Origin of the sequence: Clostridium sp. UBA3061, assembly GCF_002367465.1 — a bacterium.
GTDB lineage: Bacteria > Bacillota > Clostridia > Clostridiales > Clostridiaceae > Clostridium_J > Clostridium_J sulfidigenes.
The window spans coordinates 335,019-349,029 of record NZ_DFCF01000010.1 but is presented as its reverse complement, the minus strand read 5'-3'; the positions used below and the strand labels follow the sequence as shown (position 1 = coordinate 349,029).

At 30.2% G+C, this 14,011-nt stretch carries 14 protein-coding genes; 12 read left to right on the top strand and 2 right to left on the bottom strand.

The window, feature by feature from the left end:
• The first annotated feature begins 13 nt into the window (after positions 1-13).
• Positions 14-916: a LysR family transcriptional regulator gene (locus tag B2P65_RS09225; protein WP_346880037.1), complete on the top strand. Its 903-nt coding sequence runs from the start codon at positions 14-16 to the stop codon at positions 914-916.
• Positions 917-1,119: 203 nt separating this feature from the next.
• The gene (locus B2P65_RS09220) at positions 1,120-2,067 is read left to right on the top strand and encodes a 4Fe-4S binding protein (RefSeq protein WP_346846480.1); all 948 of its coding nucleotides are present in this window, start codon (positions 1,120-1,122) and stop codon (positions 2,065-2,067) included.
• Between the two features lie 66 nt (positions 2,068-2,133).
• Here the strand turns inward: B2P65_RS09220 and B2P65_RS09215 are convergent, their stop codons facing one another.
• Together B2P65_RS09215 and B2P65_RS09210 are read right to left on the bottom strand one after the other, a co-directional pair.
• A complete protein-coding gene (locus tag B2P65_RS09215) occupies positions 2,134-2,562 on the bottom strand; it encodes a MarR family transcriptional regulator (RefSeq protein WP_346880036.1) in 429 nt (142 codons plus the stop codon).
• Positions 2,563-2,578: 16 nt separating this feature from the next.
• On the bottom strand, positions 2,579-3,124 hold the full coding sequence (locus tag B2P65_RS09210; protein ID WP_346880035.1) for a glutathione peroxidase: 546 nt from the start codon (positions 3,122-3,124) through the stop codon (positions 2,579-2,581).
• A 202-nt stretch (positions 3,125-3,326) separates the two neighbouring features.
• Here B2P65_RS09210 and B2P65_RS09205 point away from each other — a divergent pair, with 202 nt between their 5' ends.
• The 10 genes from B2P65_RS09205 (at position 3,327) to B2P65_RS09160 (ending at position 13,901) form a co-directional block, all read left to right on the top strand.
• Positions 3,327-4,199: a hydrogenase small subunit gene (locus tag B2P65_RS09205; protein WP_346880034.1), complete on the top strand. Its 873-nt coding sequence runs from the start codon at positions 3,327-3,329 to the stop codon at positions 4,197-4,199.
• A 2-nt stretch (positions 4,200-4,201) separates the two neighbouring features.
• Positions 4,202-5,617 carry a nickel-dependent hydrogenase large subunit gene (locus tag B2P65_RS09200; protein ID WP_346846484.1) on the top strand — a complete coding sequence of 472 codons (1,416 nt, stop codon included), beginning with the start codon at positions 4,202-4,204 and terminating at the stop codon, positions 5,615-5,617.
• The gene (locus tag B2P65_RS09195; RefSeq protein ID WP_346846485.1) at positions 5,614-6,075 is read left to right on the top strand and encodes a hydrogenase maturation protease; all 462 of its coding nucleotides are present in this window, start codon (positions 5,614-5,616) and stop codon (positions 6,073-6,075) included. Before B2P65_RS09200 ends, B2P65_RS09195 begins: the two co-directional genes overlap by 4 nt.
• Positions 6,068-6,409, top strand: a complete 342-nt coding sequence (hypA, locus tag B2P65_RS09190) for a hydrogenase maturation nickel metallochaperone HypA (protein WP_346880033.1) — start codon at positions 6,068-6,070, stop codon at positions 6,407-6,409. The genes B2P65_RS09195 and hypA overlap by 8 nt, the downstream gene beginning before the upstream one ends.
• Position 6,410: 1 nt before the next feature.
• Positions 6,411-8,714, top strand: coding sequence for a carbamoyltransferase HypF (gene hypF / locus B2P65_RS09185; protein WP_346880032.1), 2,304 nt, complete (start codon positions 6,411-6,413; stop codon positions 8,712-8,714).
• A 1-nt stretch (position 8,715) separates the two neighbouring features.
• Positions 8,716-8,934 carry a HypC/HybG/HupF family hydrogenase formation chaperone gene (locus B2P65_RS09180; protein ID WP_346846488.1) on the top strand — a complete coding sequence of 73 codons (219 nt, stop codon included), beginning with the start codon at positions 8,716-8,718 and terminating at the stop codon, positions 8,932-8,934.
• A 1-nt stretch (position 8,935) separates the two neighbouring features.
• Complete coding sequence (gene hypD, locus B2P65_RS09175; RefSeq protein WP_346876988.1) at positions 8,936-10,027, top strand: hydrogenase formation protein HypD; 1,092 nt, start codon at positions 8,936-8,938, stop codon at positions 10,025-10,027.
• 84 nt (positions 10,028-10,111) lie between these two features.
• Positions 10,112-11,119, top strand: a complete 1,008-nt coding sequence (gene hypE, locus B2P65_RS09170) for a hydrogenase expression/formation protein HypE (protein ID WP_346876987.1) — start codon at positions 10,112-10,114, stop codon at positions 11,117-11,119.
• Between the two features lie 286 nt (positions 11,120-11,405).
• Positions 11,406-13,427: a methyl-accepting chemotaxis protein gene (locus B2P65_RS09165; RefSeq protein WP_346879217.1), complete on the top strand. Its 2,022-nt coding sequence runs from the start codon at positions 11,406-11,408 to the stop codon at positions 13,425-13,427.
• A 258-nt stretch (positions 13,428-13,685) separates the two neighbouring features.
• The gene (locus tag B2P65_RS09160; protein ID WP_346876985.1) at positions 13,686-13,901 is read left to right on the top strand and encodes a hypothetical protein; all 216 of its coding nucleotides are present in this window, start codon (positions 13,686-13,688) and stop codon (positions 13,899-13,901) included.
• The last annotated feature ends 110 nt before the right edge of the window (positions 13,902-14,011 follow it).

Here is a 14,011-nt window from a genome sequence, read left to right as displayed (position 1 = left end):
ATGGATATAAGCTGTGATCGATATAAAGCTTGAAACATTTATTACTGTGGCTGATACAAAGAACTTTACACGGGCTGCCAGCATATTAAATATGACTCAACCTGCAATTTCTCATCATATAAAACTTTTAGAGGAATATTACAATGTGAAGTTATTAGAAAAAAAAAATAAGAACATGGAGCTTACGGGGGCAGGAAGGATACTTTATAAGTATGCTTTAGAAATTGATAAAATAAGTAAATTGGCAAAAAACCATCTTTCAAATGAATCATCTATTATAAAGAGATATAATGTAGGCGCAACTCTTACTATAGGGGGATATGTACTTCCATCTATCATAGGAAATTATAAGGTGAGCAACAAAAACATAGATGTAATACTTCATGTGGAAAATACAGGGAGTATAATCCAAAAACTCTTTAGTGGTGAGATTATATTGGGTGTTATAGAGGGCCCCTTTGATAAAAGTAAGGTGATTTATGAAAAATTTAAAGATGATGAACTAGTATTTGCTATTTCCAAAAGTCATGAAATGGCTAAGAAAAAGAAAATAACAATGGATGAAATTCTTTCAGAAAAACTTATACTAAGAGAAAAAGGATCTGGGACAAGGCAGATATTTGAAGATTATATGGTGCAGCAAGGATTTGAACCTAAGAATATTAATCCTTATATGGAAATTGGAGATATAACAGCAATTATGTCTTTAGTAGAATCTGGACTTGGAGCAACAGTGGTATCAAAGGAAGCATTAAATTCACCATTGATGTGTAAAAAATTTAAAGCATTATCAATCAAAAATATGAAAATGAAAAGAGAATTTAATTTTATATATTTAAAAAACTCAAATATGGATTTTATAAAGAACTTTATTGATTTTTGTAAAAAGCAATGTGATGAGACTGAATTAGAATAAAACATCTTCTAATTTAGTCTCTATTTTATATTTAAGTTATCCTAAGTATAAAGAATCTTTATCTTACTATAACTAATCTTAAGTTCACTTTGTAAAATTGCAGAGATATAATAAACATGAAAATAGTACAAGGATATGACAAGTGCAGAAAGATTAACAATTAGAATGTCAATACAATGAAATAAAGAAGGGTAGTGAAGAAAATGGCAATAATAGCATCAGCAGAAGAAAAATCAAAATTAAAGGGTCAAGGATTTCTTCCACAAAGAGATGGAATACACTTTGCATGTAGAGTTATAACTGAGGACGGATGCTTAAATTCAAAGGAAACAAGAGTCCTTTCTGAAATATCAGAAAAATATGGAAGAGGATATATGAGTTATACTACAAGACTTACAGTAGAAATTCCATGGATAAGATTTGAAGATATTCAAAAGGTAAAAGAAGAGCTTAGTGAAGCAGGACTAGAAGGGGGAGGGACGGGTCCGAGAGTTAGACCTGTAGTAGCGTGCAAAGGAACCGTATGTATATTTGGGCTTTTAGATACACAAGAATTAGCAAGGAAAATACATGAAAGATTTTATAAAGGATATTACAATGTACTTTTGCCACATAAGTTTAAAATAGGTATAGGTGGATGTCCAAATAACTGTATAAAGCCAGACTTAAATGATTTTGGCATAATGGGTCAAAGAGTACCAGACTGTAATGAGGATTTATGTTTAGGATGTAAAAAGTGTTCAGTAGAAGAGGCTTGTAAAAAAGGAGCAGCAAAAGTTATTAATGGAAAGCTTCAAATAGATAGGGAGAAGTGTACAAACTGTGGACTTTGTATAGATAAATGTCATTTTGGTTCAATGGTATGCAAAAAAGATGGTGTAAAACTATTTATAGGTGGGAAATGGGGTAAAACTCCAAGACGTGGTGAACCATTGAAAGGGGTTTATTTATATGATGAGGCTATGGATATAATAGAAAAAGCAATTTTATATTATAGAGATAACGGAAAAACTGGAGAAAGATTTGGTGATATGGTAGAGAGAATTGGATTTGAAGAAGTATCTAAAGGAATACTAGGTAATGAAATTCTAAAAGAGAAAGAAGAAATATTAAAGGCAGAGGTCCACACCAAGAGAAACTATTCCTGTTAATTAAGATATAGAAATAAAAAAGTAAGCTAGGTTTAAGTTGAAATACTTGTACCTAGCTTGTTTTTTCTATTGTAGATTATTTAATAAAAATTTAAGTTTTTCTCTTAAGTCTGATACTTCATCTAAAGAAAGACCAGTACTACAGAACATTTTTTCAGGTATTTTTGAGGCTTTATCCTTCATTGAAATACCTTTATCTGTTAGTTTCACATATACATTTCTTTCATCTTGAGAAGCTCTTATTCTTTGTATTATATCCATGGATTCAAGTCTTTTTAATACAGGTGTAAGGGTTCCAGAATCCAAATAAAGTTTCTTACCTAGCTCTTTTACAGTTATATTATCCTCTTTCCAAAGGACTAGAAGGGTAATATATTGAGTGTAAGTAATGCCAAGCTCATCTAATAGTGGCTTATAGCTTTTTATTACAGCTTTTGAAGAAGCATATAAAGCAAAGCATAGTTGATTATTAATATCTAAGTGTTCATAACTCATATTAGAAACCTCAGTCCTATAAAATTTTTTCTATCTCTGGAATCATATCCATAGGATCTACAGAAGATTCAAATCTATTTACTATATTTCCATCTCTATCTATTAAGAATTTAGTGAAGTTCCACTTAATACTATTACCAATAATATACTCAGGGTATTTTTCTTTCAAGATGTTATCTAGTAGTCTTCCGCTAGGGGTACTTAAATCAAAACCATTAAAAGGCATAGAATTACTTAAAAATTTAAATAGGGGATGAGCTGTTTGTCCCTTAACATCTACCTTTTCAAATAATGGGAAAGTAACACCATAGTTTAACTGACAAAATGCTTTTACATCATTGCTATTACCAGGTTCTTGTTCAGCAAATTGATTACATGGGAAGCCTAAAATTTCTAGACCCATATCTTTATATTTTTTATAGATATTTTCTAAATCAGAATATTGAGGTGTAAATCCACATTTGCTAGCTGTGTTTACAACCACTAGAACCTTACCTTTGTATTTTTCTAAAGTAGTTTCTTCTCCGTCTATAGTTTTAACTTTAAAATCATAAATATTCATATATATTTCTCCTTTCATGATGGGTATATAGTGCAATATGAAATAGATAACAATTAAATTGTACACGATCAATATCTTTATATTAATACTACAGTAGAATCTTAAGTATGTCAATATGAAAATAAAATTAATTTAGTAACTATTGCATAAAATTTATACTAAAAAACTATTATTATAGTAGTAATTTAAAAGAGGAATAATTATGTGTAATTTTCTAAGAAATAAAGAAGAATTGGCTATCTCCTATGCAAAAAGAGCTATAGAAGAAGTACAGCAAGGTAAAAAAGGGAGAGTCAATGCTATATGGTTAGAGATATCAGGGTGTTTTGGAGAAGTAATTTCTCTGTTAAATGGAGATGAACCAGATGTTATATATATGCTAAAGGAATTTGTTAATATGATTTTCTTTGGCAGTATAAATGGAGATGAGGGACAAGAAAGCTATGAGAGAATATTTGAAATTTTGGATACTGAATATATATTTTTAGTTTGTGGCGCAGTACCATTAAGAGATAATGGTCTATTTACTACTGTTGCTACCTATAATGGAAGAAAAATAACAGCAATGGAGGCGGTAGAAACTATAGCTAAAAACGCTAAATATATTATTTCTGTGGGAACATGTGCTTGTTATGGAGGACCTACTGCAGCAAGACCTAATATATCTAATGGAGTTAGCATATCAGAGTTTTTAAAAAGAGATGACATTATTAGAATACCAGGTTGTCCTGCAAATCCTGTTTGGACTATGGGAATTTTGGGTTATATTACATCCTATGGTATGCCAGAAGTTGATAGTGATGGAAGACCAAAGGCTTATTATGGAGAGACAATTCATGACAATTGTCCAAGAAGAAGGTTTTTTGATAATGGGATATTTGCTAAGAAATTTGGAGATCCAGAATGTTTATTTTCTCTAGGGTGCAGAGGTCCAATAACCCATGCATATTGTCCTGTAAGTCGATGGAATGGCACTGATAATTGGCCTATCGGGGATAATACTAATTGTATAGGCTGTGCAGGACCTAGATTTCCAGATGGAACAGAGCCTTTTGTAAAATATGGAGGAGTTTAATTATGACTAAGATAGTAATTGATCCATTGACTAGGGTAAGTGGACTTTTAAATATAGAAGTAAATGTAGTTAATAATAAGATTATAGATGCAAAAAGTAGTGGAAGTCAGTTTAGGGGATTTGAGGAGATGTTTAAAGGTAGATATCCCTTAGATATTATAAGACTGGCTCCAAGGGTATGTGGAATTTGTTCTACCCATCATGCTGTAGCTGCTACTTTATGTCTAGAAGATGCAATGAAAGTTACACCTGATTTTAATGGAAAAGTAGTTAGAGATATTGCTAACGGATTTGAATTTTTGCAGAATTATTTGAGGCACATATATTTTTTCGTATTTCCAGATTATGTAGATATAGTTCATATAAATCCGTTGTATAAAACGGAAAGTGCTAAAGCTGCTGATTACAGGTTATCTAGAGAGGATACAAAAAGAATAAATGAAGATTACTTAGGAGCAGTAAGGTATAGTAGAGAAGCACATAGAGCTGTAGCTGAATTAGCTGGAAAAGTTCCTCATTGTCATGGCATTTTTGTAGGTGGCACAACTACCAATATTGATATACCACAAATAGAAAACATTAAATATAGTATAAAAGTAATAAAAAGTTTTATTGTAGATAAGCTTATACCGGATGTATATACTATAGCAGCCACTTATGAAGATTATTTTAAAATTGGTGATGGATATAAGAATTTTATGAGTTATGGATTGTATGACAATTACTTGCATCCAATTAAAATGGTATCAACTGGAGTAATGATAAATGGAATTAGAGAAGAATTTCAGTCTAGCAATATAGCAGAAGATATTTCTAAAACTTGGGTAGAATCAGATTTGCAAACTTTAATACCAGGAGAAGACAATAAAATCACCTATAATCCTTATAAACCAGAAGCATATAGTTGGGTTAATGCACCTAGATATAAGGGGAATCCTATGGAGGTTGGGGCACTAGCTAGAATGACTTTAAGTGGTGACTATAGTGGAGGAGTATCTATTATGGATAGAATAATTGCTAAATCAATAGAGGCGAAGAGACTTTGTGAAGCTATAGAGGGATTAATAGATTTATTAAAGCTAAAAAAGGCTTATCAAGAGCAATGGGAAATACCTGAGGAATCAAGAGGCGTTGGATTAATAGAAGCAGAGAGAGGATCCCTAGGACATTGGTTGTCTATTAAGAATAAGTTAGTACACCACTATACTTTAATACCACCTTCATCTTGGAATTTATCACCTACTGATAATAGGGGAATAAAAGGGCCAGTGGAAGAAGCGTTGATAGGAACGGAAATAAAAGATATGGTCCATCCAGTAGAAATAGGACGTATAGTAAGAAGCTTTGATCCATGTTTAAACTGTGCCGCACATGTAACCAGTGATAAATATGAGCCTATAACAATAAATATACTATGATAAAGATTTTTGCCATAGGAAATATTATTTTGGGTGATGATGGTATAGGAGTAAAGGTAATGGAGTTCATAGGGGCCCAACTGGAAAGCTATAGCAAAGAAGTTAAGGTATTAATAGTTGGAATTGATTATATATATTATTTAAATGAAATTAATAAGGAAGATACTGTTATTCTGGTAGACAGTACCTACTTTGGAATTGAACCTGGCAGAGTTTCAGTCTTAAATTTAAAGGAATGTGATAAATTTATTAACCCTTGCAGAGATATGCATAGTGAAAATCTTTTGAGGGTTTTAAGAGAAGAATATAGAGAAATTGCTGGATATTTAGTTGGTATTGAAGTGGAAAAGGTGAATTATTCCTTAGAGTTATCTAATACTTTAAAGGATAAATTTTCTGAAATTACTAAAAAAGTATTTAGGGAAATTAAAAGGATAATTGGTGATATAAATGCATGAAATTTCAATAATTAGTTACGTTATAGATATGGTTGAGAAACAGTGTATTAAAAATAATATAACTAAGGTATCAAAAGTATTTTTACAAATAGGAGAATTTTCTTGTATAGATAATTCCTCCATTGATTTTATTTTTAAAGAAATGAGTTCAGGGAGTTATTGTGAGGGTGCAAAACTTATTATAGAAAAGTTATTAAGTAAGGCATATTGTAATAATTGTCATAAGGAATTTCCTTTAAAGACTACAAATAGAAAGTGTCCTATTTGTAATCAGATAAGTAATGAAATAACTTCAGGTTATGAAATTTTACTCTACAGAATAGAAGGAGAATAAAGTGATTAGAAAAGGAATTATAGTTAAAGGGACAGTTCAAGGCGTAGGATTTAGACCTTTTGTATATAGAATAGCTTTAGAAAATCAACTATCAGGTTGGGTGAATAATACAAGTAAGGGAGTGGTTATGGAAATTCAAGGAGCTGAAGTAGGTATAGATAATTTTTTAACTAACCTTAAGGAAAGGGCACCTGAGTTAAGTAGTATTGAAGAAGTAGTAGTTGAGAATAAAAAAAGCCTAAAGGATTATAAGGAGTTTCTCATAGTAGAAAGTACCGAAGAGAAGGGGAGGACTTTAATTTCTCCAGATATAGCTACATGTAAGGAGTGTGAAAAAGAGCTAGGGGATAGTAATAATCCAAGAAGATATTTATATCCTTTTATAAATTGTACAAATTGTGGTCCTCGATTTTCAATAATAAAAAATACTCCCTATGATAGAGAATATACTTCTATGGATAATTTTATTATGTGTGACAAATGTAAGAAAGAATATGAAAATCTTAATGATAGAAGATTTCATGCAGAGCCTACCTGTTGTTCCTCTTGTGGTCCAAGAGTAATCCTCTTAGATAATAAGGGGAGCCCTATAAAATCTAGCGATAAATTTGAAAGTGTGAGAAAGTATTTAAGGGAAGGAAAAATAATTGGAGTTAAGGGCATAGGTGGTTTTAATCTTGTTTGTGATGGAAATAATGAACTAGCTATAGAAAAACTAAGGCTTAGAAAACATAGACCAGATAAGGCATTAGCCCTTATGATGAAAGATATAAATGTAGTAGAAAAATATTGTTATGTAAATAATGAAGAAAAAGAAATTTTAACAGGAAATAAGAAACCTATATTGCTTTTAAAGAAAAAGAACAATAAACTACCAACTAATATTTCTTTTAATAATAAAAGACTAGGAGTAGTATTACCCTATTCTCCCCTTCATTATTTAATATTTGGTAACAACATAGATATTTTAGTTTTTACTAGCGGGAATCTAAGTACTATGCCAATAAGATATGAGGATATAGAGGCTATAGACAATCTTATGGAAATAGTAGATTATTTTTTTATTCATAATAGAGAAATTAATATGCCCGTTGATGATTCTGTAGTTCAAGTAATTGGTGGTTACGGTAGGGTTATAAGGGCTGGTAGAGGTTATGCCCCTTACTATAATAAGTATATATTCAAAGAAAATATCCTAGCCTTAGGATCTCAATTTAAAAATTCATTTTCTCTTGGAAGTGGAGATTGTATTTTTACAAGTCCTTATATTGGAGACATGGAGGGAGAAGAGAATTATTTAAGATTTAATAGAGTGTTAAAGCACATGAAGAATATTTTTAAAGTTGAACCGAATACAATTATTCATGATATGCATCCTAATTATTGGAGTAAGAATTATTTAGATAAAAACAAGGTGAAAACTTTAGGTGTTTATCATCATCATAGTCACATAGTGAGCTGCATGATAGAAAATAAAGAAAAGGATAAAGTTATAGGGATAGCCTTTGATGGAGTGGGATATGGAGAAGATGGAAACCTTTGGGGAGGAGAGTTTTTAATATGTGATAAAAAGAACTTTATTAGGGGAGCACACTTAAAATATATTCCTTTGCCTGGAAGGGATAGAGCAGTAAAATTTCCATGGAGAATTGGACTATCTCTTTTGTTTGGAGTTTTAAAGGAAGAGGAGATTGAAGAAGCTGCTTGTAAATATTTTTATGGTATGGAATCAAGGATAATTATTAACATGCTAAGAAAGAATTTTAATTGTCCACTAACTTCTAGTATGGGAAGACTATTTGATGGAATTGCCAGTCTTTTAAATTTTAACAAAGAAGTATCCTATGAAGGAGAGGCTGCTATGTATGTTGAAAGCTTAGCAGAAGATTTCATTGATTCTTTAAAGGGTACTAATAATTATGATTATATAAAAAGGTGTGAGAATATATATCAATGGGAAATAAGTGGTAGCCTGACTTATATTATAAATATAAATAATATAATTAGAGGCATTATAAAGGATTTAAATAATAACATTGATAAAGGGTGTATAGCCCTAAAATTTCATAATACTATAATAGATTTTTCAAATAAAATTTGTATTAAGTTAAGAGAAGAATATAGCATAAATAAGGTAGCTTTAAGTGGAGGTGTATTTCAAAACTCTATTTTATTAGAAGGAATTGAGACGTCGTTGAAGGACAGTGGATTTCAAGTTATAACCCATAGATTAATACCTTGCAATGATGGGGGATTGTCTATAGGTCAGATAGTTATTGGAAATGAGTTATGTAAGGAGAATTAATATGTGTGTAGCCATTCCAGGAAAGGTATTAGAAATATGTGAAGGTAATTCCTTAGTTGAATTTGGGAGTTTAAGAAAAAAAATTAATACTAGTCTAATAGAAAATTTAGTTGTTGGAGAATATGTTTTGGTTCATGTTGGTTGTGCCATTGAAAAAATAGAAGAAAAAGAGGCTATGGAGACTTTAATAATATTTAAGGAGTTAATGGGAGACTTTTAGTATGTTTTATAGAGATGAAGGAAATTCAAGGGAAATTAATTTGGCAATTAAACTATTAAAAAACATAAAGGAAAGGTGTAAGGAAAACATAAATATAATGGAGGTTTGTGGTACACATACACGAAGTATTTATAATTCAGGTATTGATAAGCTGTTACCACCTAATATTAGGTTGTTATCAGGACCAGGATGTCCTGTTTGTGTAACAGATGAGAGCTATATAGATCATGCCATAGAGTTAAGTGAGAAAAAAGATGTAATAATAACTACCTTTGGCGACATGATTAAAGTTCCAGGGAGTTGTAGCTCATTAAGAGAACAGATGGCTAAAGGAAGAAAGGTAGAAGTTGTATATTCCCCATTAGATGCTTTGAAGATAGCAATAAATAATAGAGATAAGATTATAGTTTTTTTAGCTATAGGCTTTGAAACTACAGCACCTATAATAGCTCTTACAATAAAAGAAGCACTAGAGAAAAATGTAAATAACTTTTTTATTTTGAATTCTCTAAAGGCTATGCCTAAGGTTATGTCTACCCTAATTTTAGATGAAGAAGTTAAAATTCATGGATTTATATGTCCAGGACATGTAGCAACAATAATTGGTTGCAGACCCTTTGAGAGATTATCTAATGAGTATAAAACTCCTATGGCTATATGCGGCTTCAAGGCTATAGATATATTAGTTGGGATACTTTATATCATATATAAAAAAGAGAGAGGTAATTACGGATGTGAAAATTTATATAAAGGTTTTGTTTATCCAGAAGGAAATAGAAAAGCACAAGAGATATTAAATCAGGTCTTTGAAACTTCATCTAGTTTTTGGAGGGGTTTTGGAGAAATAGACGGTACAGGATATAAACTAAGAGAGGAATATAGCTACTTTGATGCTAGAAATAAATTTTCTTTAAAAAATAAAATTGTAAATAAAAATAATCAGTGTATTTGTGGAGATATATTAAGGGGAATAAAAAGTCCTATGGATTGTAATGCTTTTGGAAAGATGTGTACACCAAGGACTCCAATTGGTCCATGCATGGTATCTAAAGAAGGAAGTTGTGGTATTGTATACAGTACAAAAGAATTGTAGCTTATAAGTTTAACATAGAATAAGGTAACAAGTTTAATTATATGCATATTTAAATTATTTTGAAGTTTAATATTAGGAGGAGCTATGGAAGTTATAACATTAGCCCATGGGAGTGGAGGAGAGGAAACGTATAAATTAATAAAGAATGTATTTCTAAGGTATTTTAATAATGATATATTAAAGGAACAAGGGGATTCAGCTATATTAGATATGATTAAGGGGAAAATAGCAGTAACTACAGATAGTTTTGTGGTAGATCCTCTGTTTTTTAAGGGTGGAGATATAGGGAAACTGAGTATTTGTGGTACTGTGAATGATTTGTGCGTAAGTGGTTCAACTCCCATATATATATCTGCTGGTTTTATTCTTGAAGAAGGATTAGAAATTAAAGATTTAGAGAAAATAGTAAAATCTATGGCTGATACTGCTAATAAAATAGGAGTTAAAATAGTAACAGGAGATACTAAGGTTGTACAAAGAGGAAAAGGTCATAAAATTTATATTAATACAACAGGAATAGGATATATAGAAAAAAATAATTATCAGTTAAACATAAAGGAGATAAAAGAAGGAGATGCAATAATTATAAGTGGTACTATTGGAGATCATGGCACATCTATTATAAATGAAAGAGAAAATTTAGATATAGAGTCAGGTTTAAAGAGTGATTGTGCTGCTCTTAATGAACTAACAAAAGCTATAATGGATACTAGCAATGAAATTAGAGTAATGCGAGATCCAACTAGAGGAGGGTTAGCTAACACTTTAAAGGAGTTAGTGAGCACTAGTGGAAAGTCTATGGAAATATGGCAAAAAGATATACCTATAAGAGAGGATGTAAGGAATTTTTGTGATCTTTTAGGATTTGATCCTCTTTATATGGCTAATGAAGGCAAGTTAATTTGTATTGTAAGTAATAAAGATGCTCATAGGGTTTTAAATGTAATTAAATCAAATCCTTTAGGAAGAGAAGGCGCTATTATTGGTAAGGTACTAGATGATGGCAAAAGTAAATTATATTTAAAAACTTACATTGGAGGAACTAAGGTTTTGGGAATGCTACAAGGAGAATTAATCCCAAGAATATGTTGATTGATTTAAGAAGTGAGAGAAATTTTGCTTCTTTTTTATTATTAAAAATACCTATATTCAATAAAAATATAATTAAATTATTTATAAAGATAAATAAGATGTACTCGAGTATATAATAGTAAGTTTTATAATATATTTTGTAATTAAATTTAAAGAAAGGATTAAAGAAATATTTTTATAGATTAAATATTATAGATTTTTAAGTAATTTAATCATTATTAATAATAAGTATATAAATTACAAAAATATATAAATTAAAAAAATTATACACTTAGGAGGAAAAAATATGAAACATAAGAAACTTAATAAGCTTAAGAAATTTAAATTACAGAGCATTAGAGTCAAACTTATAGTTATACTTTTACTGATTTGTTTAGTACCAGTTTCCGGAATGGGAATAACTATATACTCACAATCAAAATCAATTTTAAGCGATAAGCTTGAAACTACAAGCAGACAAACAATTTTAGAGGTGAATAGAGGAATAGATAACTATTTTATCGGCATGTCTAAGTCTATAGAGCTACTATCTAATAATATAAATATTGTGGAAACGGAAGATAAAGAAGAATACTTTAAATTTGCTAAACTATTAATGACAGATGTTAAAAATTCGGATGAAGATATTCTAAATGTATTTATGGGAACAGAAAAGGGGAAATTTCATATTTACCCAGAAGCAAATACTGACGCTAATTATGACTATAAATCTAGACCATGGTATAAACTGGCTATGGAAAATAAAGGTCAAATAGTGATAACTTCACCATATAAAAGTGCAACTACTGGTGAAAATGTAGTAACTGTAGCTAAGACTATAGAAAAAAATAGCAATGTAGTTGGAGTTGTAGGAGTTAATGTAAGTTTAAAAAATCTTTCTGATGGATTATCTGAGATTAAGGTAGGAAACGAAGGGTACATGTATGTATCTGATTCAAATGGTAATTTAGTAGCACATCCTAATAAAGAAATCATAGGTACTGATGAAGCTGCTAAGCTTTCTGTTTGGAGTGACATAAGCTCAAATAAAGAAGGATTTACTGAATATGATTTTAATGGGGAAAAGAAGTTTGCAGTTTACACTACAAGTCAATTAACAGGCTGGAAAATAGTAGCATCTTTGGATGAGAAAGAACTATTAAAGGATACACAAAATATTCTAAATATAATTATACTAACCTCAGGAGTAATAGCTATAATAGCTATAGCAGTATCTTTAATATTTAGTAATTCTATATCAAAGAATATTAATAGATTATTGACGGCTTTTAACAAAGTTAAAGATGGAGATTTAAGGGTTAATGTTAATATAAAGTCAAGAGATGAATTTAAAGACTTAGGTGAAAATTTCAATGGAATGATAGAAAACATATCATCATTAATTAAAAGCGTTAACAAGTCTTCTAATATAGTTTTAGAAACTTCATCAAATTTATCTGCTATAGCCGAGGAAACTAGTGCTTCTATCAGTGAAGTAGCAAGAGCTATAGAAGATGTGTCTGGTGGAGCCATTGAACAAGCTAATAGTGCTCAAGACGGAGCCACAGCTATAATTGAATTATCAGAGAACTTAAAATTATTAAATGAAGCTACAGAAGCTATGGGTGCGGTATATGAAAATGCTAATCACCTAAGCAACAGAGGATTGACCATGGTAGATACATTGATAGAAAAGTCTAATGATACAAGGGTTTCCACTAATAAGGTTTCAGAGTTAGTTATAGATATGGATGAAAGTACAGGAAAAATAAATTCAGTATCAGATACTATTTCTCAGATTACAGAACAAACTAACTTACTTTCTCTTAATGCATCTATTGAAGCAGCTAGAGCTGGTGAAGCTGGTCGAGGTTTTGCAGTAGTAGCAGAAGAAATTAGAAAGCTAGCAGAGCAATCAAAGGATTCTACTATGGAAATTAAGAAGATAGTGGATGATATAAAAACTAAGACTAACATTGCTGTTGTGGCTATTAAGGATACTGAAAAAATTGTAGAGGAACAAGATGGTGTAGTAGACGAAGCAAAGGCTGTATTTAACGATATAATGGCAGGAGTGCAAGATTTAATAAGTAAAGTTACTGAAATTAGTGAATATATAGTAGTTATTAATAAAAAGAAGGATAATGTAGTAACTCAGATAGAAAATATATCATCTATATCACAAGAGACTGCGGCGTCTTCAGAAGAGGTTACTGCTTCAACAGAAGAGGTAACAGGAATTTCAGAGGAGCTTACGGGTCATGCTAATGAGTTACAACATATGTCTGAAAAACTAAAAGAAATAATAAATACTTTCAAATTTGAATAAAGATTATAAGAGAAGGAATATGGAATAAGCTGTATTCCTTCTTATTTTATACAAAAGTTATTTAATAAAAGGATAAATTTTTTTCTCAATAATATGTATAATATGTAATAGAAACTTAGTATTATGTAGATGCATAATTAAATTTAAGGACCTAGGTCAATATCAAATAAAATATTTTAATTTGTTTATACTATATGTTAGAACTCAAAATATATTTAGTTTCGTGCAATATTGTGCATGTTAAAAGGAGAGGTATTTATGGATATAAGAGAAATTCCCAAAAGCCAGTTACTTAAAAATGTTTCAATAGATCAAATTAATAGATGTTCAAAAGAACCTATGATGTTAAGTAATACTCAAGTTATGGTAAGACAACAGGATAATGAGTATTTTGTCATAGAAGGTCTTGAAAAAATATTAAGTACTGATAAAAATAAAGATGGTGATGACTTAATAAAATGTTACGTAGTATAATTTTAGAGTGATATTTAATAAATTATTTAAGATAGAGCATAAACTTTATGAAAAATATTTTAATTAAAAACTCCATTAAAAACACATAAGTTATTGGTATAATCTAATAA